We start from the raw sequence: 21,512 nt of genomic DNA on the forward strand, positions 1-21,512 counted from the left end.
CTCGGGGACTGCACCTGGCTAAAATGATCATTAAGGTAGAAGTTGATCTCGGTTTGCGATGAAACGGAGTGTCCTCCTTCATCGGCCTCGAATGGGCATGTTCATCGAAGAGCCAGATGTTGGCGCTCAGTGCGGTAGCATTTCTCTGACAACGCTGGAAACAGACGGGATCGGCGTCGGTGATTGGCTCTCGATGCTTTCAGTTGATCAGGGACGCTGGAAGAACCGCCAGGCGGGCGGTCTAACTGCCCGTCCGTGACCGCTCTATGCCGGGGATGCGCAACATCGCCCCGGCTAGAAACTCGACCAGCAGCCTGACACGCGTAATGTCGCTTCGTTCGGGCGCAATGAGCATGTTCAACGGCACGGCCGATGGCGCATAGTCAGGCAGGATCGCTTCGAGCCGGCCGTCCGCGAGAAGGTCGTCTACCAGCCAGATATGGGCGGGACCGAAGCCGCGCCCCGCGGCAAAGGCTTCGCGCGCAGCGAGCCCATGATCGACGCGCAGGCGGCCATCGAAAGGCACGACGTGCCGTGTACCTCCCGCCTGTTCGAGCGCGAGGAATTCGCTCCCGGCAACATTCGACATGCGGATGCCTTCATGGTCCTCGAGTTCCTCGGGCGTCTCCGGCCGGCCATGGCTTGCCAGATAGGCGGGAGAGGCGACGAGGACACGCCGGCTTTGGCCGATCGCCCGCAGCTTCATGGAGCTGTCGGTGAGCGGACCAAGGCGCAGCGCAATGTCCACGCCTTCGCGGATGAGATCAATACGCTCATCCGTCAGGCTGAGATCGACCGCGATGTCAGGGTGGCGATCTTGAAAGTCGAAGATCAACCCGCTGATGTGCCGGACGCCGAGGGCGGCCGTACAGGAGATACGAACCGTGCCGCTGGAAGCGCTCCGCGCGCTTCGCGCTTCATCTGCCGCCTGCTCCAACAGGCGCAGGATTTGAAGGGCGCTGGCATAATAACGGCTGCCTTCCTCGGTAAGCGTGACGCGGCGGGTCGTGCGGCTCAGCAGCGCCACGCCCAGGGCGTCCTCAAGCTCGCGCAGATGCCGCGTGACACTCGACTGGCCGATGTTCAGCTCGCGCGCCACAGCCGACAGGTTCCCGCGTTCGGCGACACGGACGAAGGTGCGGATGCGTTCGAGCGTGATGTCCGATCTATCCATTATTCGGCATTATCATATTCATTTCACCTCTGTACCGCATTAGTGGAACATGGCCTAGCTTCAGGTGAGGTTTTCTCCAACAAGCAGGCGCCATTATGAATGTGCTCATCGTCTTCGCTCACCCCGAACCGAAATCCCTTTCCGCATCGCTGCGCGATGTCGCGATCCAGGAGTTGGAAGCAGCCGGCCATACGGTTCGGGTTTCCGACCTCCATGCCATGCGGTGGAAATCCGCGGTCGACCGCACGGATTTCCCTTCCTTGGCTCCCGACGAGCGGCTCATACCGGTCGCCGCCTCCAAACATGCTTTCAGCACCGATACGCTGACGGACGATGTCAAGGCGGAAATCGAAAAGCTTCTCTGGGCCGATACATTGATCCTGCAGTTTCCGCTCTGGTGGTTCTCCATGCCCGCCATCCTGAAAGGCTGGGTCGACCGTGTGTTTGCATATGGCTTCGCCTATGGCGTCGGCGAGCATAGCGACAAGCGCTGGGGCGATCGTTATGGCGAGGGAACCTTGGCCGGCAAACGAGCCATGTTGATCGTAACGGCAGGCGGTTGGGAGGAACACTACGCTCCCCGGGGAATCAATGGACCAATCGACGATCTTCTGTTTCCGATCAATCATGGGATTCTCTACTACCCGGGCTACAATGTGCTGCCGTCCTTCGTGACGTACAGCACCGATCGCCTCGACAACGCCCGCTTCGAAGCCGCTGCAGAAAGTCTGCGCGACCGGATGCGTACACTTGAAACGACACGTCCCATCCCTTACCGCCGTCAAAATGGCGGGGATTACCACATCCCGGCCATGCAACTCCGCGCGGAGCTGAGCGGTTCGAGTGCATCAGGCTTTGCACTGCATCTAAAAGATGCTGCTGCATCTACCCAGAGCAGTTCCAGGAAAAGTGCGTAGCGGCTTTCCGCCGGGAATGTGCAAAGAAACAAGAATATAGAGCGTTTTCGCGATTCAAGAAAAAGGGGAAACGCTCTTAGGCAGCACGGTTTGCAAACCTATCGCTTACCAACTGAAACGAGGACCAAACGAGCCGTAGGAACCGGGCGCTGACCCGCTTGGAGCCAATTCATTATCTCGTTGAACCCTCTCTTCCCATCGCCGGCGTTCGGCGGCCTTGTCCTTGGCGGGATCTGTCGATTTACTCATGGTTGCGGAACGAGAGTGACTGCCCGTTCCGCCGACCGTCGAGCAGGAAACAAAGAAAACAGCAGGGAAAACAATCAGAGCGGCTAAGGCAGTTGCCCTCGCGAGCCCGTAGTGGATCGGCTGCATACACATACCCTGCGCTCTCTCATGATCGTCCGTCATAAGAAGAGATGTTATTCGATTTCGCATCGAACGGAAACATGTTGGCCAAGTGCCGCAACAACGGGCAGCGGCATTTGGCCATGTCCGACATGTGGCTGATCGAATTTGATAATGGGATTGCTTGTTCTATTTTTCGCGCATTCTCCGATCAACCGGAATGTCATTCCGGAACGATCCGGAACATCGTTGACGAGAAATCTCCGCTCATATTCGAGCCGCGGATATTTCGGAATTGCGTTTGCCATATTCCGCATGCCCCAAATGACGAGCCTGATTCATTGAAACGTTTGGTTGACAGGCAAGCCGAGGCCTGTTTTACAGGTTGCAGTACGTCCGATCCTCGGTTACCTGTCGTCGCACCTGCCTCGCATCAAATCTTCCATGGATTCTCAATGATCGATATCGTTCGCATCGTATGCCTCGTCCTGATCGTGATCGGCATCGGCGGCGGCTGGCGACGCATCATGGCGACCAATGTTCAGGCCGCAAACAATGCAGCCTTCAAGACCGACAAGGCGGCAAGAAAGGCCTTCTTTCGGGAGAGAAGAGGCACAACCTGGCGCCTCCTTCTGATCGGCTGGATCGGAATCGCGCTGCTGATTGCGACGTTCTTCATCGCTTCCTAAAGAATTAGCTTTTCTTCGATTCGCGAAGACGCTCTATCTACTTGATTCTTTTCGTATTTTTCTGCGGAAAGCCGCTGCGCATCGTTCCTGGAAATGCTCCGGGAGGTCAGCACGGGCCTATGTCCAAATCGCTAAGCCAAGTCGCCTGAAAACGCGGGGCCGGATATTGCGATCTCAATGCGTGGATATTGGCTGCGGCTGGTTGAGGCGACTGCGGACGGCGGTCAGTTCCGAGGTCGTGTGGTTGAGGCGGTCTGCAAGCACGCGCATGATCTCGACGGCCATTTCCGGAAAATCGCTGAGCAGCTTCAGGAAATGTTCCTTGCTGATCTTCAGCGCTTCCAGCCTCGAGGTCGCTTTCACCGTGGCCGTACGGGAGACATCGCAGAGAATGGCAATTTCGCCGACGATGGAATTGACGTCGACTTCCGCCACCTTGATCTCGCCGGCTGGGCTATCGACGAGAATATCAGCAGTTCCTGAAAGAACAACATAAGCAGCATCACCTTGATCGCCCTGATGAAATAGGGTTTGGCCAGCATTGTAGCTGACCCGATCCGACGTAAACGCCAAGAGTTTCAATTTTGCGGGTGCGATGCGCGAAAAAATCGGCACCCGCTTCAGCATTTCAACTTCATCCTTCAGAAGCATGAGCTTCGATACCCCCAGTGTTCGGCCCCAGACGCCACTGTCGAGATAGGATATTACGATAACAGTTCTTTGAACATACCGTTTTTCTCTAAAAGATCGGTCGTGGAGCCGCTTTCGACGAGACTCCCATGGTCGAAGACCAGAACACGGTCGAACAATTCCGCAAAGCCGGGATTGGACAGCACCCAGATGATCGCCGGCGCATAGCCGGCGCTGTCGTGCCCGTGCAGAATGGCCCTCGCGATCTGATCCTGAACGCGATGATCGAGCGCAGGAAGCGGGCGATTGCAGATGATATAGTCGGCCCGCTTCAAAAGCGCACGCCCCAGATTGAGCTTCTGACGCTGCACATTCGTCAGACGCTTGCCGCCCGAGCCGACGTCGAAATCCAGGCCGATCGACAGGACGCTGTCGTGCATTCCAAGACGCCCGAATACATCATACATGATCTGGTGGATCTGCTCCGGCGCATTGGCCTGCTGATGGGCGATACGGCCGAACAGCACATTATCCATCAAAGTCGCAGAAGCGGTGAAGCGCTCGGGATCGTAGCGCTCGATCACGCTTGCAAGATCGGCGGGAATATTCTCGTAGAACGTCGCGCGCGCCTGCACGATCTTTTCCATCAGCACCTGCGTCAGAAGACCGAAACGATGGCGCGGCTCGATGTAGGAGAAGCTCAGGCGGATGATGGCCGCGCGCTCGTCATCGGTCGCGGCTTCGTAACCCTTGCCATTCAGCTTTTGCAGCAATGCCTCATAGGTCGGGATGTCTTCCGCCGTCATGAAGGTCAGCTGCTGGAAGAACGGATGGTCGGGCGGCAGATCGGTGAACAGCTCGACCGCGTTTTCGGCGATCTCCAGACCCATGTCGTAGAGGTCGGACACCAGGCCCGTCTCGGTGAAAATCTGCCGGAAATAGGGATGCGCGGCAAGCTTGCGATTGGTCATCTGCGGCCGCTTCAGCGTGCCGAACAGCAGATTTTCGCCGACCGTCGCCTGCAGATTATAGGTATCAAACTGGAAGGGAACGACGAGATCCTCGAGCTTTTCCTCTTCCAGCCGCAACCGCAATGCCTGCCGCAGCTCGACGATGCGGGAGGTCAGGTCCTGATGCGTCGCGGCATCGACATTCGAGCGCAATGCCATGTCGAAAATATCCTGCGACATCGCCACGGCATCGAGAACCGGGCGGATTACGGAATAGATGTCATCCGGCCCCGTTGCGCCGGCGGCGGCATAATCGACCCAATCGCTATTGAGATCGAATTCCGGATTGGCCGCACGCCGGGCCTCGGCCATGCTCCACTTGGTCTTAGTGGCCTCCTCCTCGTCGTAGACGGGGGCGATGAGCGGCGCGTGCTTGAGGCCGTAGAGAAGATTGCTGCGCAAGGTGCCGTGGAAGAAGAACGTTTCGGAGGAGGCATAGGCGATGCGCCGGCCGGTCACCGATTCCGGCAGTTCCAGGATATCCCGCCCGTCGATGGAGATGCGGCCGCTGTCCGGCCAGATCAGGCGGCCGAACGCTTCGGCCAGATATTCGCCGCCGGCACCGCTGTCGCCGACGATCGCGACCTTTTCTCCAGGGTGAATTTCGACGGAAACGTGATCCAGCACGCGGGCGCCGCTGTCGTCGACGACGGTCAGATTGGTCGCAACGAGAGAATGAGTGATGCGGCCGGCCGGCGCGTGCGAGACGAGTTGGATTTTCGGGTCGATCAGATTGTCGACGCTGAACTGCTCGACCACCTGATTGTATTTGACCTGAACGTCCTGGCGCGACTGATCCCAGTCGATCAGTTCCTTCAGCGGCCCGGGCAGGTCCTTATAGGCATTGATGACGGCAACGAGCTGACCGATGTCCAGGCGGCCCTGCAGAGCCAGGAAGCCGCCGATCAGGTAGAAGAGGAAAGGCGTGACCTGCGCAAGGAAGTTGTTGATGAATTTCACCAGGAACTTCCATTGATAGAGATCGTAACGGATCGAAAAGATCAATCCGAGCCGGTGGGCGATATCGGCGCGCTCCAGGTTCGTGGTGTCGTTGGCGTGGATGGTGCCGATACCGTCGACGATCTCGCCGACACGGCCGGAAAGTTCGCGTGCCGTCAGCTGCCGCTGGCGGCCGAGCTCCAGGAGGCGCTTGCGCATGCGGGGAATGACGATCGCCTGCACGGCGACGATGGCAGCGGCAATCATGCCGAGCCAGAAATTCTGCATGACGATGAAGACGAGCGCGGTCACCGCCTGGCCGCCGAGAAGCGCCGGCTGCACGAAGGCATCGCCCGTGAAGCCGCCCATAGGCTCCACCTCGTCCTTGATCATGGTGGCGATTTCCGCAGGCTTCACCCGCTTGAAATGGGCGGGAGGAAAGCGCAATACGCGATCGATCAGCTCGAAACGAATGCGGCGAAGCATGCGCTCGCCGAGCCGTCCCTTGTAGGTATTGATGTAAAGCTTGAAGAGGCCATTGAGCACGACAAGCGCCAGGAATACCAGGCTCAGCGCTATCAGCATCCACATGCGGGTGAGCTGCACGCCATGAAACACTTCGATGTGACCCATCAGCGGTACATCGAAGGCGATGTGCAGGAAGGTCTGCGTGTCGCCGGGATGCTCGAACCCCTTGCCCTGGATCGGCCCGTTGACGATCTGCTTCGGCAGGTCGAAAGACAGGAAATACGGGATCATGGAGGCCGCAACGACAAGCAGTATCCAGATCTGCTCCAGCCGGGTATTCGACCAAATATAACGCGCTAGGCTTTTTTCCATTGCTTACTGCAAGCTTTCAAATTCAACGCCCAGCGCCGGCCGGACGCCGGCACCGATGTTGCAGGGATGCGGGAAGTTTTCGTTGCGGATACGTGGCCCCATGTGTGAAAAGAGACGCCGCCCGGTCTTTCGTCCACGCTCCTCCCGATTCATCGATTTCTTGATTTATATCACAAGATTGCAGGAATCCAGGCGGATAAAACGACAGGGTGCCCTCGATAGCCGATGTACCTGTTCCCTAAGGCATCCGGCGATCTCTCAGATTCGCCTCGCGCGCTTTAATCGTTGATTTTGCGTATGTCGTTGTCACAAGATCGGGGACACTTTGCGCAACCGGCTTTATGTCATCCGGCGTAGTATGGCCGATGTTCTGGCAGCGCCGCCAAGATCGATATCCGGATTGCCCGGCTTGGGTCGCGCCAGCGCGATCTCGACCGCCTCGGCCAACAAATCGGTCGTCAGCCCCGCCTCCGGCAGGGCCAGTGCCAGCCCCAATTTCTCCAGCCGTTCGGCTCGGACGGACTGCTCCGTCTCGCCGCCGGCCGTGAAAGGAACCAGAATGGCGCGGCAGCGCGCCACGAGAAGATCGCCGACCGTATTGTAGCCGGCCTGCGAAATCGACAGCGCCGCTCCGCGCAGGAGAGAGGGAAAATCCTTGCGGAAGCGGACAAGCTCAACATTGCCGGGCGCATCCTTGGCGAGACCGGCATAATCCTGTTCGGGCAGGTTCGGGCCGGCGATGAGCAGCCAGCGGCGATCGGCCGCCATGCGGCTTGCCGCCTCGAGCGATGCGCGGATAAGATCGCGTCCGACCGCGCCGCCGCCGGCCGAAACGACGATGTCGAAGGTTTCGGCAGGCTCCGGCGGCAAAGCGGGTGCCACAAGGCCCGTATAGACGACCTTGTCGGCGATCGCCTCGGTCAGCGGAAAAGTTTCTTCCAGCCGGACGAAATGCGGATCGCCATGGACGAGGACACCATCGAAATGATCGCGCAGGAGGCCGACCGTCTCCTCGTCGCGCCCCGGCTTCTTCTGCTGCTGCAGAATATCGCGCACCGAGGTGTAGAGCCTCGGCTTCGGGTCAGATTTGGCAATGGCGTCGAGCAGCGGCAGGAGCTCGAAACGCATCTGCCTGCGCCCGAAGGGAAATGCCTCGATGATGACGACATCGGGTGCCGCCTTCCGGAATGCCTCCAGCAGAAGATCGCGGCGGCGGGACAGAAACTCTTCGCCGACGGGGTTGCCGGACTGATCGGCGAGGCCGGAAAAACCGGCACTGCTGGCGACCACGGCCGGCAGTGTCACGGAGGTCACATCAGCACCGGGAAATCCGTTGACCGGTATGCCGCCGGTGACGACCGTGACTTCGCACCCATCCTTCGCCAGCGCACCGGCAATGCGGCTCGCCCGCGCCAGATGGCCGATGCCGAGCAGATGTTGAACATAGAAGAAAACGCGCAAGGGTGGGGAATACGAGGCCGTCATGCGGATTTCCGCCATTGCTCTTCCTTCTGCCACTGTTCCTCGAACAATCCAGTCAATTGCCGTATGCTGGCATGATAGTCGAAATGCTCGCGCACCCGCCTTTCGGCCGCTTCGCCAAGCCTGTGACGTAGCGCCGGATTGCGAATGGCAGATTCCAGCGCCGCAGCGAGCGCCTGCGGATCCTCCGAAGGAACGACAAGCCCATTCGTGCCATCCTCAAGCAGTTCGGGAACGCCGGAGACATTGGTGGACACGCAGACAAGCCGCTGGCTCGAAGCTTCCACGAGCACATTCGGCAGCCCGTCACGATCGCCATCGGCCGCCACCCGGCAGGCGAGCGCAAAAATATCGGCCTGGCGATAATGGGCAAGCACATCCTCCTGGGCAAGAGCACCCTTCCAGGCGATGCGATCGGCAATACCGAGCGCGTCGGCCAAGGCCTTCAATTTTGCCAGGCCCTCACCGCCGCCGATATGGGTAAAACGCCAATGGAGATCGCGCGGCAACAGCGCCAGGGCGTTCAGCAGCACGTCGTAGCCCTTCTTCTCGACGGCGCGGCCGACGCTGAGAAGGAAGGCCGGATCGGAAAGGTCCGCGCCATTGCGACGAGAATGTCCACCGGCAAAGGATCCGAAGCGATCGAGGTCCAGGCCGTGATAGCTCAGATATACCTTGTCGTCCGCTCCGATCAGATCGCGCATGTGCTCGAAGCCGGTGCGCGTGCAGGTCACCGTCCAGCGGGCACGGTCGAGCTTTTCCGAGAGCTCCCAGTCCGGCGAGGTCCAGATATCCTTGGCATGGGCAGAACAGGTCCACGGGATGCCGGTCATGATGCTGGCATAGGCCGTCACCGAGGCGGGTGTATGGATGAAATGCGCATGCAGCCATTCGCCGCCGTCCGGCCATTCATGCGCCAGCACCAATGCCTGGCCGAAGCGCCGCACGCGGTTCGGCGTGATATCCCGCTTGAGATCGGCCCAGAATTGCTTCAGGAGCGGCTTGAACCCGGGTTTGCCGATACCGGCAAAGAAGGCGCGAAGCACTCTCAACGGCTCGTCGTGCAGATATTCCGGCAGATAAACGACGCGCGCCCTGATCTCGTCATGCACCGGATGTCGCTTCTTGTCCGTGGGCTTGCGCATCGAAATCAACGTCAGGTCGAAGCCGGCCTTTTCCAGACCGAGCAGCTCCTGCGCAATGAAGGTTTCCGACAGGCGGGGATAGCCTTTCAGGACGACCAGTATTTTCTTCCGCATCGACAGGTTCCGGTGTTCTACTCGGCAACGATCGATAGCGGCGAATAACGCTCGCGATCATCGAACCATTCACCGATGGTGCGCGAAATGTGCACCAGTCCTTCCAGGCGCATATTGCTGTTGCTCGCCGACGGGGGCGCCCGGTTCGGCAGGCGCTTCAAGGCAGCCGCAAGCTGCTTCGGATCGGCAGATTCTTCCGGCAGCAGCATGTCGACAAGACCGAGCTCGCTCGCCCGCTGCGCGCGGATGAGCTGCTCCTCGCGTGGCCGGGTGCGCGGTATGATCAGCGCCGGCTTGTCGAAGGACAGGATCTCGCAATAGGTGTTGTAGCCGCCCATGGCGACGACGGCCTTGGCGCCGGCAATCAATTCTTCCATCTTGTTGTCGAATTCGATGACCTGCAGACAGTCGATCCTGCTTGCGCGCTCCAAAAGCTGGCTGCGTTCCTTGGCCGGCATATAGGGGCCAAGCACAATCAGCGTCTTCAGCGTCAAGGAACTGTCCTGCTCGAAGGCCGCGACGACATCGCTGACCAGATCGGCGCCGTCACCGCCGCCGCCGGTCGTCACCAAAATATAGTCCTCGTCAGGCACGTGTTCCGACTTCGTACCCAGGGTGGAAACGCTGCGCTGCAGGAAGCCGACGAACTCCATCTTCCGGCGCACGCCTGCCGGAACATCGAGACCGATGAGCGGATCATGGAAATCCGGCGGCCCATAGACCCAGACGCAATCGTAGAACTGATCGATCTTCTGCAGCACGTTGTTCTTCTTCCACTCGGCTTCCAGCAGATGCGGCGCGTCCATGACGTCGCGCATGCCCAGAACGAGTGTCGTGCCGCGTGCCTTGAGATAGGTCAGCGTCTCCTCGATCTCGCCTTTCAGCCCCATCGGCTCCTTGTCGACGATGAAAACATCCGGCTGGAAGGTCTCGGCCGTGTGGCGAATGATCGATTGCCGCATCTTCAGCGTTTCCTGAAGTGCGACGTGGCTTGCCATCGACGTATATTCGCCGTCGCGCAGCTTGATGACGCTCGGCACTTTGACGAAGTCCACACGGGCACGATAGTCGAAAGCCCCGGCGATCGTTGCGCCGGAGATAATCAGCACGTTCAGGCCGCGATAGTCCTCGACAAGCGCATGGGCTATGGTTCGGCATCTCCTGAGATGACCGAGACCGAACGTGTCATGGCTATACATGAGGATTCGAGCATCTTCTAAGCGCCGCTTCATGGGCAAAACCTCTGGGGGTGAAAGTTATACGCGGTGCGTCGGCAAACGACATCCGCGGCCGCTTCTCGAATTGCAATGCCGTCTTCGCCATTCACCCAGCTATTTGTAGGGATCGGCGGCATCGCGCAAGCCATCTCCTAAAAAGTTGAACGCGAGAATGACCAAAATCACCGGGACCATGGGCAAAAGGAGCCATGGATAAAAGGCGATGACGCTGACGCTCCTCGCCTCGGTCAGCAAAATACCCCAGCTCGTGATCGGCGGGCGAAGGCCCAATCCGAGAAAGCTCAGCGCAGTCTCGCCGAGAATCATGCTCGGAACCGAAATCGTTGCCGAAGCGATGAGATGCGACATGAAGCCCGGAACAAGATGGCGGCCGATAATGCGCGGCGTGCTGGCGCCCATCAATTGCGCCGCAAGGACATAGTCTTCCTCGCGCAGGGACAGGAGCTTGGAGCGCACGGCGCGCGCGAGGCCGGTCCAGTCGAGAATACCGAGAATGATGGTGATGCCGAAATAGACGATGATCGGGCTCCAGCTCACCGGCATGATTGCCGCCAGCGCCATCCACAGGGGTAGGCTCGGCAGCGCCTGCAGCACCTCGATCACGCGCTGCACGAGAAGATCGAGGAGACCGCCATGATAGCCGGCAAGACCGCCTATGACGATGCCGAGGACGAAGCTGACCGTAATGCCGATAAGCCCGATCGTCAGAGATATCCGTGCGCCATAGATGATGCGCGACAGCACGTCCCGGCCCAGCCGGTCGGTTCCGAGCAGGTACATCTGGCCGCCGACGGCCGGGCAGACGAGATGAAGGTTCGAATCCACCAGTCCCCAGAAGCGATAGGCATCACCGCGACAGAAGAAACGAATGGGTTGCACGTCCGCGGGATTATTGGTGTAGACCCGGCGCAACGTATCGATATCCAGCGTCATCTTGCGCCCGTATACGAACGGTCCGACGAACTCTCCATTGTTGAAGAAGTGCACGGCCTGCGGCGGCGAATGGATATAATCCACATTGCGGGTGTGCAGCCCATAGGGCGCAAGGAATTCGGCAATGATGATCATGCCATAGGCCAGCAGCAGGAAAATGCCGGAGGCAAGCGCAAGCTTGTGCTTCTTGAACTTCCACCACATCAGCTTCTTTTGCGAAGCCATATAGTAGCGTTGCTGGCCGGCGGACATTGCCTCGAACTGATCCGGGTCGAAAGCCGCGTTCGAGACATAATGCTCCAGGGGAGCACCAGGTTTTGGCAGGGATACGCTCACTTTGTGCTCCTGCCTTGCAAGCGGATGCGGGGATCGAGAAAGCCAAGCGCGATATCCGAGATCAGCACGCCGATGACATTGAGGAAGGCCAGAAACATCAGGAAAGAGCCGGCAAGATACATGTCCTGGCTCTGCAGCGCCCTAATCAGCATCGGACCGGTCGTCTCCAGCGACAGCACGATGGCGGTGATTTCGGCGCCGGAGATGATCGACGGCAGGATCGATCCGATGTCGGCGACGAAGAAGTTCAGCGCCATGCGCAGCGGATATTTCACCAGCGTCCTCAGGGGATGCAGCCCCTTGGCACGCGCGGTGACGACATATTGCTTCTGCATCTCGTCGAGCAGATTGGCGCGAAGGCGGCGGATCATGCCGGCGGTTCCGGCCGTGCCGACAATAATGACCGGGATCCATAGATGCGAGAGAATCGAGCGCGCCTTTTCCCAGCTCATCGGCTGCGAAAGGTATTTCTGGTCCATCAGATGGCCGATCGACACGCCGAACCAGACATTGGCGAAATACATCAGGATCAGCGCCAGCATGAAATTCGGGATGGCGATGCCGAGCAGGCCGAGGAAGGTAAGGCCGTAGTCGCTCCAGCTATATTGATGGGTTGCCGAATAGATGCCGATCGGGAAAGCGATCAACCAGGTCAGAAGGATCGTCGTCATCGATACGAGGATAGTCAGCCAAAGCCGGTCGCCGACTACATCCGACACCGGCAGCTGATATTCGAAAGAATAGCCGAAATCGCCGTGCAGCATACCTCCGGCCCAGTGAAGATATTGAAGCGGCAGCGGCTGATCGAGCCCATATTCGTGGCGAAGATTCTCCATATCCTGAAGGTTCGCCGTATCGCCCTGAGCGCGCAGTTCGGCGATCTGGCTATCGAAGAAGTCCCCGGGCGGCAATTGGATGATGGTGAAGACCAGCATCGAGATGACGACCAGAGTGGGGATCATCACGGCGACACGCCAAAGGATATATCTAAGCATTCCGGCTGTCCTCCTTCATCCAGAAGGTGTCCGGCATATACACGCCGAGCAGGCAGGTCGGATCGAAGCCGTAAAGCGCCTTTTCCGGCACGTTCTGCATGCGGGCCGAGTGGACGATCGGCTGGAGAGTGCCGTTGATGAGGCCGATGGAGAACACCTGCTCCGTATAGATCTTCAGCATCTTATGCCAGATCTCGGCCCGCTCGAAGGAGGAGGCAGCCTCCTCCCATTCGCCCAGCAGCTTGACCAGCTCGACCGCTTCGGGCACGTCCGGAGCCACCCCTTGCGTCCGGCGCGACAGATAGTACATGCCCCAAAGCGGCCATTGCATCTGGTCATTGGTCGTCGGCGCCAATTCGCCGGGATTCATGTCGGCCGTGGCAACGCCGTTGTCGAGGCCATACCACATCGACATCAGAATGCGCCCGCTCATGCCGCGGCTGCGGAAAATATCGCGCTGGGACACGCGAATAAAAAGTGCAATGCCGACCTTGCGCCAGTGATCGGTGACCAGTTCCAGCACGTCGGAATCGAGCGTGCTTTCGCCCGGTGTCTCAACGGTGATTTCCATTCGCCGGCCATCCGGCAGCAAGCGGATGCCGTCTTCGTCGCGCTTGGCAAGACCGGCAGCATCCAGAAGCGCATTGGCCTGATCCGGATCGTGCTCGATCCAGGCAGAGGCATATTCAGGCCTGAAAAGCGGGCTGTCGGGCAGCACCGTGTTGGCGCTTGCAGTCCCGAGACCGTAGAACACGGCCATATTGATCTCGTGACGATCGATCGCCAGCGACAGCGCCCTGCGCACCCGAACATCGCGCAAGAGGTCGCGCCAAACCGCGTCGGCACTGTTCAGATTGGGGTACAAGGCAACGCGCGACCCCCGCGCAGCCTTCCAAAGATCGACCTTGATCTTGCTTGGATCGCGCTTTTCCGCCTCTTTCAGGAAGGTGTAGTCGTTGAAGTCTATGCCGGTCGCCTGCAGATCGCTTTCTCCCGCACCGGTCTTGGCGGAGATGATCGCTGAAGAGCTGATGTTCAGGATCATGCGGTCGATATAGGGCAGCTGCCGCCCGTTCTCGTCAACGCGGTGAAAATAAGGGTTGCGTTCGAATACGAATTGCTCGGCCGGCGGCGCGGTCGTGTTCTTCCAGGGATCGAGTACCGGCAGATTGGGATTTTCAGGCCGATAGGCCTTGCCCATCTTGATGTGCAGATCCTGCCATTTCTTCACCCGGTTTTCCTTCATCAGCGAGGAAAGGCGAATGCTGTCCTGGTATTTCTTGTGGAACTGCTTGAGATAATGCGCAGGCCCGGCGATGACGAGCGGCTGCGGAGCCGCAAGCATCGGCAGGAAATCCGGGTTGGGATCATCCCAGGAGTAGCGCACCGTCAATTCGTCAAGCAGCTCGAAACGCGGCAGGCTGCCGTGCGGGCGCAGCTCCAGGGCGCCGCCGCCGGGCGTGAGCTCCTTGTTCAGGATGACGTCTTCCCACCAATAGCGGAAATCATAGGCCGTAAACGGGTGTCCGTCAGACCATTTATGGCCCTCGCGCAGCTTGAAGGTGAAGACCATGTCGTTGACGGAGGAAAAGGATTCCAGAATGTCCGGCTGCAGGGTCAGCATGCTGTCATAACCGACGAGACGGGCATATCCGTAGATCGTCATGAAGCGGATGTCGTTCTGGCTGCCGATGAGCGTGCGCACGGAGCCGCCGTAGCGGCCGGGTGCGCGGCCCATGGCCGCGACGCTGACGATACGGGGGAATTTCGGCAGGCGCTTGGCAAGATGCGGCATCTGCCCGGCCCGCAGCCAGTCGGCGAGGTATTCCGGTTCATTGTCGACATCGGCAGCCAGAACAGGCTGCGGCATGACGGCAGAGGCCAGCAGGCCGAGGAACGTACGCCGATTGATCATTTGCGCAGCTCCTGGGCATCGACGCCCCGGCGCACGCGCACGAAATGTCCGCCGCCCAAATCCGCATAGGCTAGTTCCGCGTCGGCCCCGTCCGAAAATTGCGGCCCCCACTTCTGCTTGGCCGCAGGCCCTTCGCTGTTCAGCGCCGAAAAATCCAGCGGCCGGTCGAGATCGGGGAACGGGACTGCGGCGAGCAGAGAACGCGTATAGGGATGGACGGGCGCGCGCAGGATGACCTCGCGCGGCGCGATTTCGACGATGCGCCCCCGCGCCATGACGGCGATCCGGTCGGCCATGTAATCGACCACTGCGAGATTGTGCGAAATGAATAGGTAGGTCAGGCCGAGTTCTTTCTGCAGATCCTTGAGAAGGTTCAGGATTTGCGCCTGTACGGACACATCGAGCGCGGAAACGGGCTCGTCGAGGATCAGAAGCTTCGGCCCGAGCGCCAGTGCGCGCGCAATTCCGATGCGCTGGCGCTGGCCGCCGGAAAAGCTGTGCGGGTAGCGGCTCAAATAGTGCTTGTCGAGGCCGATTGCCTGCATCAGCGCCGTGACCTTCTCCTTGCGCTCGGCGCTGTCGCCATGCCCATGGATTTCCAGGGGCTCGCTCAGGATGTTGCGGATCGTCATACGCGGCGACAGCGACGAGACCGGATCCTGAAACACCATCTGGATCTTCGTGCGCAGATCCATCAATTCGTCGCCCCTGACGGCGAGTACATCGATCTTGCTGCTGCCGTCGTCGAAGCTGACGGTACCGCTGTCGGCGGTAACCCCTCGCATGAGGATCTTGCTCACGGTCGTCTTGCCACAACCGCTTTCCCCGACTAGGCCAAGACACTCGCCGCGACGAATATCGAAACTGACGTCATCGACGGCGCGGAACTTCGCACCATCCCGCCGCCCGAACAGCCCGCCGGCCTTCGACGTGTAGGTCTTGGTCAGATTGCGCACGCTGAGCAGGACATCGGGTGCCGTGCCGGCAGCAGGTGCAGCATTGCCGATGAGTTTCTTCTTGCCGGAAAAGGTGCCGAGATTGACGGGTACATCCCGCAGGGACTTCAATCGCTGTCCCGGTTTCATATCGAAATGCGGCACCGCCGACATCAGCGCCTTCAGATAGCGATGCTGCGGCTGGCGGAAGATCGTTTCGACCGGGCCTGCCTCCATGATCTCGCCATGATAGATGACGACGACCTCGTCGGCCATGTTGGCGACGACTCCGAGATCATGGGTGATCAGCAGCATCGCCATGTTGAATGTCTGCTGGAGGTTGCGCAGCAAGCCGAGAATTTGAGCCTGGATGGTAACGTCGAGCGCCGTCGTCGGCTCGTCGGCGATCAGGAGCGCCGGATTGCAGATCAGCGCCATGGCGATCATCGCGCGCTGGCGCATGCCTCCGGAAAGCTCGAAGGGATACATGTCGAAGGTGTGGTAGGGATCCTGAAAACCGACAAGGCTCAGCATCTCTTCGGTCTTCTCGCGCTGTTCCGACCTGCTGAAACCAGGGTTGTGGATACGCAGCGCTTCGCTGATCTGGTTGCCCACCGTATGCAGCGGTGACAGCGAAGTCATTGGCTCCTGGAAGATCTTGGCCATGCGCGCGCCGCGCAGCCTGCGCATGGCAATGCCATCGCGCGGCAACTGGAGAATATCGGTCGTCCGGCCGTCGAGCGGATCGGTGAACAGAATTCGCCCGGTCGCCTTCGCCGGCGTCGGCAGGATCCCCATGATCGACTGGCTGATGATCGACTTGCCGGAGCCGGATTCGCCGACCAGGGCTGTCACCTTGCCGGGAAGCACTCTCAAACCGGCATTCTTGACGACGCGCAGGCTGTCTCCGTAGAGGGAGAACGAGACATCGAGGTTCTCGATGCGCAGTAGATCAGTCCCTGACGCCATACATATTACTTCCCGCTCACATGACCTTTGTGGCCTTATACAGCACACTAACGTAGGCCATAACGGGTGTCTAGCTGGTCGCGGCAACGCGGAGACTATAAAAAAACTGTCGTCTTTCCAGTGATATATCGGCTTATGCTGAGACGGGAATTTGCTCCGGTCACGGAGCCAGGTTTTCGACTTGAAGACGGCTCTCGAACTTCTTGGCATCCCTGTGCAAGAGAATGACCTGCTCTGCCTCGGAGAGGCTGTCTGACGCCGTTTCCTGAAAGATCTCCAGTGCGCCATTGGCTGCCGTCGCAGCTTTCGGGGAGACGACGGTGAAGCGCTGGCGCACGCCGCGCAGCTTCTCCTCGCCGAGCTTTCCCCACTCGCAACCGGTGTAGCTGGAGAAGGCCTGGCTCGCGACGACCTCGGTCGAATATTTCTTGGTCAGGGATTGCAGCCGCTCGACCTCGTTGACCGCCGCGCCAAAAGCCGAAAACGTCAATCGATCCTTCAATCCGACATTGCCGAACATGACGTTGCCGACATGCAGGCCGATCCCGTAGCGCACTTCGCTCAAATTGCGCGAGCGGCGATCGCCGTTGAGCGCGGCGACCCGGCGCTGCGCCTCGAAAACGGCCGATAGCGCGGCCTCGCAGGCCACCTTGGAGGGATCCTTGTGCCGCCCGCACGGATAGACGGCCAGAAATCCATCGCCAAGAAAACTCATGATCTCGCCGCCGTTGCGGTTGAACGGCGCGGCGATCGCATCGAAGAACTCGTTCAGCGTATCGATATAGTTCTGGCGTCCTTCCTTTTCGGCGTAAACGGTGGATTGCCGCATGTCGCCCATGACGAGCGCGGCGCGGATCGTTTCGCCGTCGCCACGGCGGATCTGACCGTTCAGCACACGTTTGCCGGCATCGCCGCCGAGATAGGTGGTCAGCATATTGTTGGTGAGCTTGCCCAAAACCGCCATCTTGGCGGCCATGGCCAGATGATTCTGCATGCGCATCAGCGCGCCGATCATCTCTTCGCTGAAACCGCCGATGCTGTCCGTGGACCAGGAGCCCATCATGCCCTGGACCGAGCCGGCGCCGAAAGTCTGCACAAAGGCCATATAGTCGGTCACCTTCTCCTTGCGCAGATCCTCGAAGATCGGAAACTCGACCGCTCCCTCGACATCGATCCGGCGGCGCAGGTGCTGAAGATTGTTGGACAGCAGATAATAATAAGGGCTCTGCATGAAGCGTTCCGGCCTCTCGTTGACATGCCGATAGCCCTCGATCGTCAGACCGGCGGCGCGACGCCAGGTGAAGCCGAGCGCGTCATAGAGCGGATGAAGCATGGAGAAGGTCAGATGCACGCGGCTGAGCGGCATGCCGGTCGCCGCCATGCGCTCGCAGAAGCCGCGGACGATGGTCTCCAGGTTTTCACCCGTCAGCGCCGCCTGTGTCAGCCATTCCGCCACTTTATCGAGAAGAAGATCAGAAACACTCGAATGAATAGTCATTATCCCCGCGGCCTATCCTGCAATGGCTGATGTCTCGTCCCGGACCTTGGGCACCGTCAAGTCCGGCGGCCATAATTTCGGAATTTCCGGCCTACTGGCCAGGCCGGATGAAAGCATCACGCAAAAGCGCCGACCTTCTCTTCCGTCAGATCGTGTCAGCATCAAAAAATTCCGCTGCATTTCGTTCCAGCCCCCGCCTATGAAATGCAGCAGGAAACGATCGCCGCAAGCCGCGGCTCTCGTTTTGTTCTCCTTGAGATAAGGCGCATATTCCGCTGAAACAATGGGCAAAACAGCAACGGACAGAGAAAATCGCCACCGCAAGCCGCAGCGGACTGCCAGCATAGCCCGAACGTCAGGCGCCGACAGCCATTTCGGGCGGGTTCTTTTCCCTCATTGCCATGGCGGCCATCGCATAGCCGCCGCTCGCGCCATCGATGAAATGCATATGATCGCGCATCAGCGGAGTCGGCACGAAACAGGTCATCAATGCGCTGTCCTGCCGATGCAGCCCGTAGCGGCCGACGCCCTCGGTCTCGGCCTCATCCAGGCGTGCCTTGATGCGCGCGAGATGCGCGGCATCGACATCGATGGTCATTTTAAGACCGTCGTCGAATTTGCGGAAATCGGAATTCGCCGCCAGATCGCGCCGGTAGATCTTGGCGTCGAAGACTGCCGTCTTCACGCCGAACTTGTCGAGACCCCAGACAAGAGCGATCTGGGCATCGATCGCAAGCCTGCGCCACCAGCGATTGGCAGGCGCCGCCGAGGCTCGTGCCTCCATGTCGACGCCCTCGAAGACCAGGGCCGGCGTCGGGCCTTCGAGGGGCACAGGGTGGCCGTCGCGGCTCTGTTCCGCGGAAATGGCAATGATATCGGCAACCAGCTGCTGAAACTTCGGACCATTTCCATCGTCGCCGGGAATGGCGATGATGGAAACGATCTCGCCGTTCCGCGACTTGATCGGATTCCACCGGCAGGAAAGACCCGTCAGATCGGGTTCCACCCTTGCCGGCAGCGCCTCGACGATAAAGCGGCCCGCCTTCATCTGCCGTTCCGCCCAGCTCGTGCCGCCGCCGGAAAACATGGCGTAGGAGACATGGTCGCTCGGACTGAAACGGGCGACCTGCACATCGAGGCCTTCGCCGCGAATCGCGCTCATCGGGACGAGTGCCGCGCGCAGATCGAGCTTCAGCTCCGCCGTCACCCAGCCGCGCACCGCCGCAAGCGCCCGCCGCGCCCGTCCTTCGCCGGAGGGCGGAACTGCCACCAGCGCGCCGTCGCCGCCGAAGGCGAAGGGATAATCTCCTCTGTCGAGAGCGTTGAGCACGGCGGAAATCACGCCGGCGCCCGCCATATTGACGGATTTGTAGTGACCGGCGGCAATCGCCTTCGTCGAACTGACGATGTCGGCGATCGCAATCAGCCAGTCGCCGGGAAGAGGCTGGTAGTTGGCACTGTCGGTCACCCCTTCGAAACGGGTGAAGGCGGTGAGCTTATGGAAAAAATCATCTTTGGATGGTTCGGCCATGACATTTCCCCTTCGATAAGCGCCACGACAGTCTATCCCTACAACAAACGCATCGAAAGACCAGCGGACGGTCGACGCCACGATGCCCGCCGTGCTACGCCGACTGTGGAAGAGGCACAAGACGCCAAGGATACTTCAGATACGATGAGCCGCCTGGATAGTTTCATTCGCCGCCTGAGCGCACAGCGCGACATCCTCAATGCCGTCGCCGATGCAGTCGGACCTCTTGATGGCCCCGTGCTGGAGCTCGGGCTTGGCAATGGCCGTACCTTCGACCATTTGCGCGAGCTCTTTCCCGATCGCCGCATCGTCGCATTCGACCGGGCAGTCAATGCCTATGGCCCTTCCATGCCGTCGGCCGGCAATCTCGTTCTCGGCGAAATCAAGGATACGGCGAGAACATTCGTCGGTGCCAATGCCTCGCTCGCCCATGCCGATATCGGCACGGGCTATGAAGACAAGGATGCGATAACGCTCACTTGGCTGCCCGAGATCATGGCTGGCGTTCTTGCGTCCGGCGGGCTTGCAGTCAGCGGCTTGCCCCTCGACCATCCGGATTTGCAGCCATTGCCCCTGCCCGCAACCGTCAAGGAAGGGCGCTATTTCATCTATCGGCGCAAATAGCTTCAGCGCAGAAACAAGACGTCGAACTGTTCGCCTTTGGTGGGCAGTTCGATTACCTTCATCGTTTGCTCGCCGTCTTCGAAAAAGACAAGGCATTCGCTGTAGTACCTGGCGAGATCGACTATGAAATTCCTGGTCTGATCTTCACCATAGAACGCTGGCGTGAACTCCATATAGAGCGGCACCTTACGGGACATCAGCACATTCATCGAACGGCAGGCAACCGGCTCGTAGCCTTCGATATCCATCCAGATCAGACCGATATCGGCCGGATCGATCCCGGCCCGCAAGAGAATATCGCTGACGGGCCGGACGGGAACGGAGATCTTCTCGTCGGTTGAACCTTGCCGCAATGCGCTGCTTTTGCCGTGGTTCTTGTGATTGAGATAAAAGTCGAGCTGTCCCTCGCGGTCGCCGGCAGCGCAATTGACCGCAGTCACCCTCCCCTGCAGGCCATTATCGGCGATGTTGATCGCCAGCAGCCGGAAATTGCGCGGGTCCGGCTCGACGCTGACGATACGGTCATAAGCGCCGCTTAGGGCAAAATAGCAGGTCTGCGTGCCGATATTGCCGCCGAGTTCCAGGAGGGCCGTACCTTTGCGCAGAAGGCCGCGCTCGCGCAGCACGCTCAGCAGCCGGTCGACGTGGTCGCGCTCGAAATGCCCTTTGCGAAACACCTTGCGGCCGATGTAGTCGGCAGGCGAGAAGCTCAGGACGTGATCTCCGCAATCGACCGTCATGGTCTTCACACGAGGGCCGAGCGCACTGACCAGAATGTCCCGGCCGAGCCGTGTATCGAACAGCCGCGTGGCAATGGCGTCCCGCTTTCTGCGGAAAGCTCGTTTCCAGTATTTTTTCGTGAGGATCTTGCGCTCGGACATGAAGGCATCCCTACACCAGGGTTTCTCCATTGCAAACCGGAAGATCGTCGTTGCCCGGCTCGACAAATCAGGCAAAGTGGCCGCTCATCTCCTTCGAGACGATGTAGACGCGCAATGGTTCGCCGCGGCCTCGAACGGCAATCTCGCGGCTTTCGGTGCCGGCGATATCGACTTCCGAAAGCTGCGCCACCGGCTCCGAAAAGACGAGCGCACTGTTGAACTCCTTGGCGACACTTTCCAGGCGGCTGGCGACATTGACCGTGTCGCCGATCGCCGTCACGTTCTTGACGCTGCCATAGCCCATCGATCCCACCACGGCGAGGCCGGTGTGGATGCCGATGGCGATTTCGAGCGGGGCGGCCAGTTCAT

Annotated in this window: 17 protein-coding genes; 3 read left to right on the forward strand and 14 right to left on the reverse strand. The window is 59.7% G+C overall.

The features are described from left to right. Positions 1–241: 241 nt before the first annotated feature. Positions 242–1,174 carry a LysR family transcriptional regulator gene (locus Q4Q11_RS23025; protein ID WP_498570934.1) on the reverse strand — a complete coding sequence of 311 codons (933 nt, stop codon included), beginning with the start codon at positions 1,172–1,174 and terminating at the stop codon, positions 242–244. 95 nt (positions 1,175–1,269) lie between these two features. Between Q4Q11_RS23025 and Q4Q11_RS23030 the strand changes: the two genes are divergently transcribed. Beyond that, positions 1,270–2,091: an NAD(P)H-dependent oxidoreductase gene (locus Q4Q11_RS23030; RefSeq protein WP_498570935.1), complete on the forward strand. Its 822-nt coding sequence runs from the start codon at positions 1,270–1,272 to the stop codon at positions 2,089–2,091. Positions 2,092–2,510: 419 nt separating this feature from the next. Continuing rightward, positions 2,511–3,128 (forward strand): hypothetical protein, encoded by a 618-nt coding sequence (locus tag Q4Q11_RS23035; RefSeq protein WP_498570936.1) that lies wholly within the window; start codon positions 2,511–2,513, stop codon positions 3,126–3,128. A gap of 174 nt (positions 3,129–3,302) precedes the next feature. On the opposite strand, the gene Q4Q11_RS23040 is transcribed toward Q4Q11_RS23035, so the two are convergent. From Q4Q11_RS23040 to Q4Q11_RS23090, 11 genes are all read right to left on the reverse strand, one after another. Next, positions 3,303–3,779, reverse strand: a complete 477-nt coding sequence (locus Q4Q11_RS23040) for a Crp/Fnr family transcriptional regulator (RefSeq protein ID WP_112512901.1) — start codon at positions 3,777–3,779, stop codon at positions 3,303–3,305. A 53-nt stretch (positions 3,780–3,832) separates the two neighbouring features. Next, entirely contained in the window at positions 3,833–6,547 is a 2,715-nt protein-coding gene (locus Q4Q11_RS23045) for an ABC transporter transmembrane domain-containing protein (RefSeq protein WP_498570937.1), read from the reverse strand. A gap of 339 nt (positions 6,548–6,886) precedes the next feature. Next, complete coding sequence (locus Q4Q11_RS23050) at positions 6,887–8,032, reverse strand: glycosyltransferase (protein WP_112679300.1); 1,146 nt, start codon at positions 8,030–8,032, stop codon at positions 6,887–6,889. After that, positions 8,029–9,294, reverse strand: coding sequence for a glycosyltransferase family 4 protein (locus tag Q4Q11_RS23055; RefSeq protein ID WP_498570942.1), 1,266 nt, complete (start codon positions 9,292–9,294; stop codon positions 8,029–8,031). The genes Q4Q11_RS23050 and Q4Q11_RS23055 overlap by 4 nt, the downstream gene beginning before the upstream one ends. Before the next feature lie 11 nt (positions 9,295–9,305). Next, positions 9,306–10,520 (reverse strand): glycosyltransferase family protein, encoded by a 1,215-nt coding sequence (locus Q4Q11_RS23060; protein ID WP_498570938.1) that lies wholly within the window; start codon positions 10,518–10,520, stop codon positions 9,306–9,308. A 99-nt stretch (positions 10,521–10,619) separates the two neighbouring features. Next, the gene (locus tag Q4Q11_RS23065; protein WP_113222283.1) at positions 10,620–11,795 is read right to left on the reverse strand and encodes an ABC transporter permease; all 1,176 of its coding nucleotides are present in this window, start codon (positions 11,793–11,795) and stop codon (positions 10,620–10,622) included. Continuing rightward, a complete protein-coding gene (locus Q4Q11_RS23070) occupies positions 11,792–12,790 on the reverse strand; it encodes an ABC transporter permease (protein ID WP_112509780.1) in 999 nt (332 codons plus the stop codon). Before Q4Q11_RS23070 ends, Q4Q11_RS23065 begins: the two co-directional genes overlap by 4 nt. Further along, positions 12,783–14,705, reverse strand: a complete 1,923-nt coding sequence (locus Q4Q11_RS23075; protein WP_112509782.1) for an ABC transporter substrate-binding protein — start codon at positions 14,703–14,705, stop codon at positions 12,783–12,785. Before Q4Q11_RS23075 ends, Q4Q11_RS23070 begins: the two co-directional genes overlap by 8 nt. After that, positions 14,702–16,609 carry an ABC transporter ATP-binding protein gene (locus Q4Q11_RS23080; RefSeq protein ID WP_112509783.1) on the reverse strand — a complete coding sequence of 636 codons (1,908 nt, stop codon included), beginning with the start codon at positions 16,607–16,609 and terminating at the stop codon, positions 14,702–14,704. The genes Q4Q11_RS23075 and Q4Q11_RS23080 overlap by 4 nt, the downstream gene beginning before the upstream one ends. A 160-nt stretch (positions 16,610–16,769) precedes the next feature. After that, positions 16,770–18,110: an adenylate/guanylate cyclase domain-containing protein gene (locus Q4Q11_RS23085; protein WP_498570943.1), complete on the reverse strand. Its 1,341-nt coding sequence runs from the start codon at positions 18,108–18,110 to the stop codon at positions 16,770–16,772. Positions 18,111–18,462: 352 nt separating this feature from the next. Then, entirely contained in the window at positions 18,463–19,638 is a 1,176-nt protein-coding gene (locus Q4Q11_RS23090) for a DUF3095 domain-containing protein (protein ID WP_498570939.1), read from the reverse strand. Positions 19,639–19,782: 144 nt separating this feature from the next. Between Q4Q11_RS23090 and Q4Q11_RS23095 the strand changes: the two genes are divergently transcribed. Continuing rightward, complete coding sequence (locus tag Q4Q11_RS23095) at positions 19,783–20,262, forward strand: class I SAM-dependent methyltransferase (protein ID WP_498570944.1); 480 nt, start codon at positions 19,783–19,785, stop codon at positions 20,260–20,262. A 2-nt stretch (positions 20,263–20,264) separates the two neighbouring features. Here the strand turns inward: Q4Q11_RS23095 and Q4Q11_RS23100 are convergent, their stop codons facing one another. Both Q4Q11_RS23100 and Q4Q11_RS23105 read right to left on the reverse strand, forming a co-directional pair. Beyond that, a complete protein-coding gene (locus Q4Q11_RS23100) occupies positions 20,265–21,143 on the reverse strand; it encodes an FkbM family methyltransferase (protein WP_498570940.1) in 879 nt (292 codons plus the stop codon). A gap of 67 nt (positions 21,144–21,210) precedes the next feature. After that, positions 21,211–21,512 (reverse strand): adenylate/guanylate cyclase domain-containing protein (locus tag Q4Q11_RS23105; protein ID WP_498570941.1); only part of this gene is annotated, 302 nt, incomplete at its 5' end.

The organism is Rhizobium sp. UFLA01-1127 (assembly GCF_059803845.1).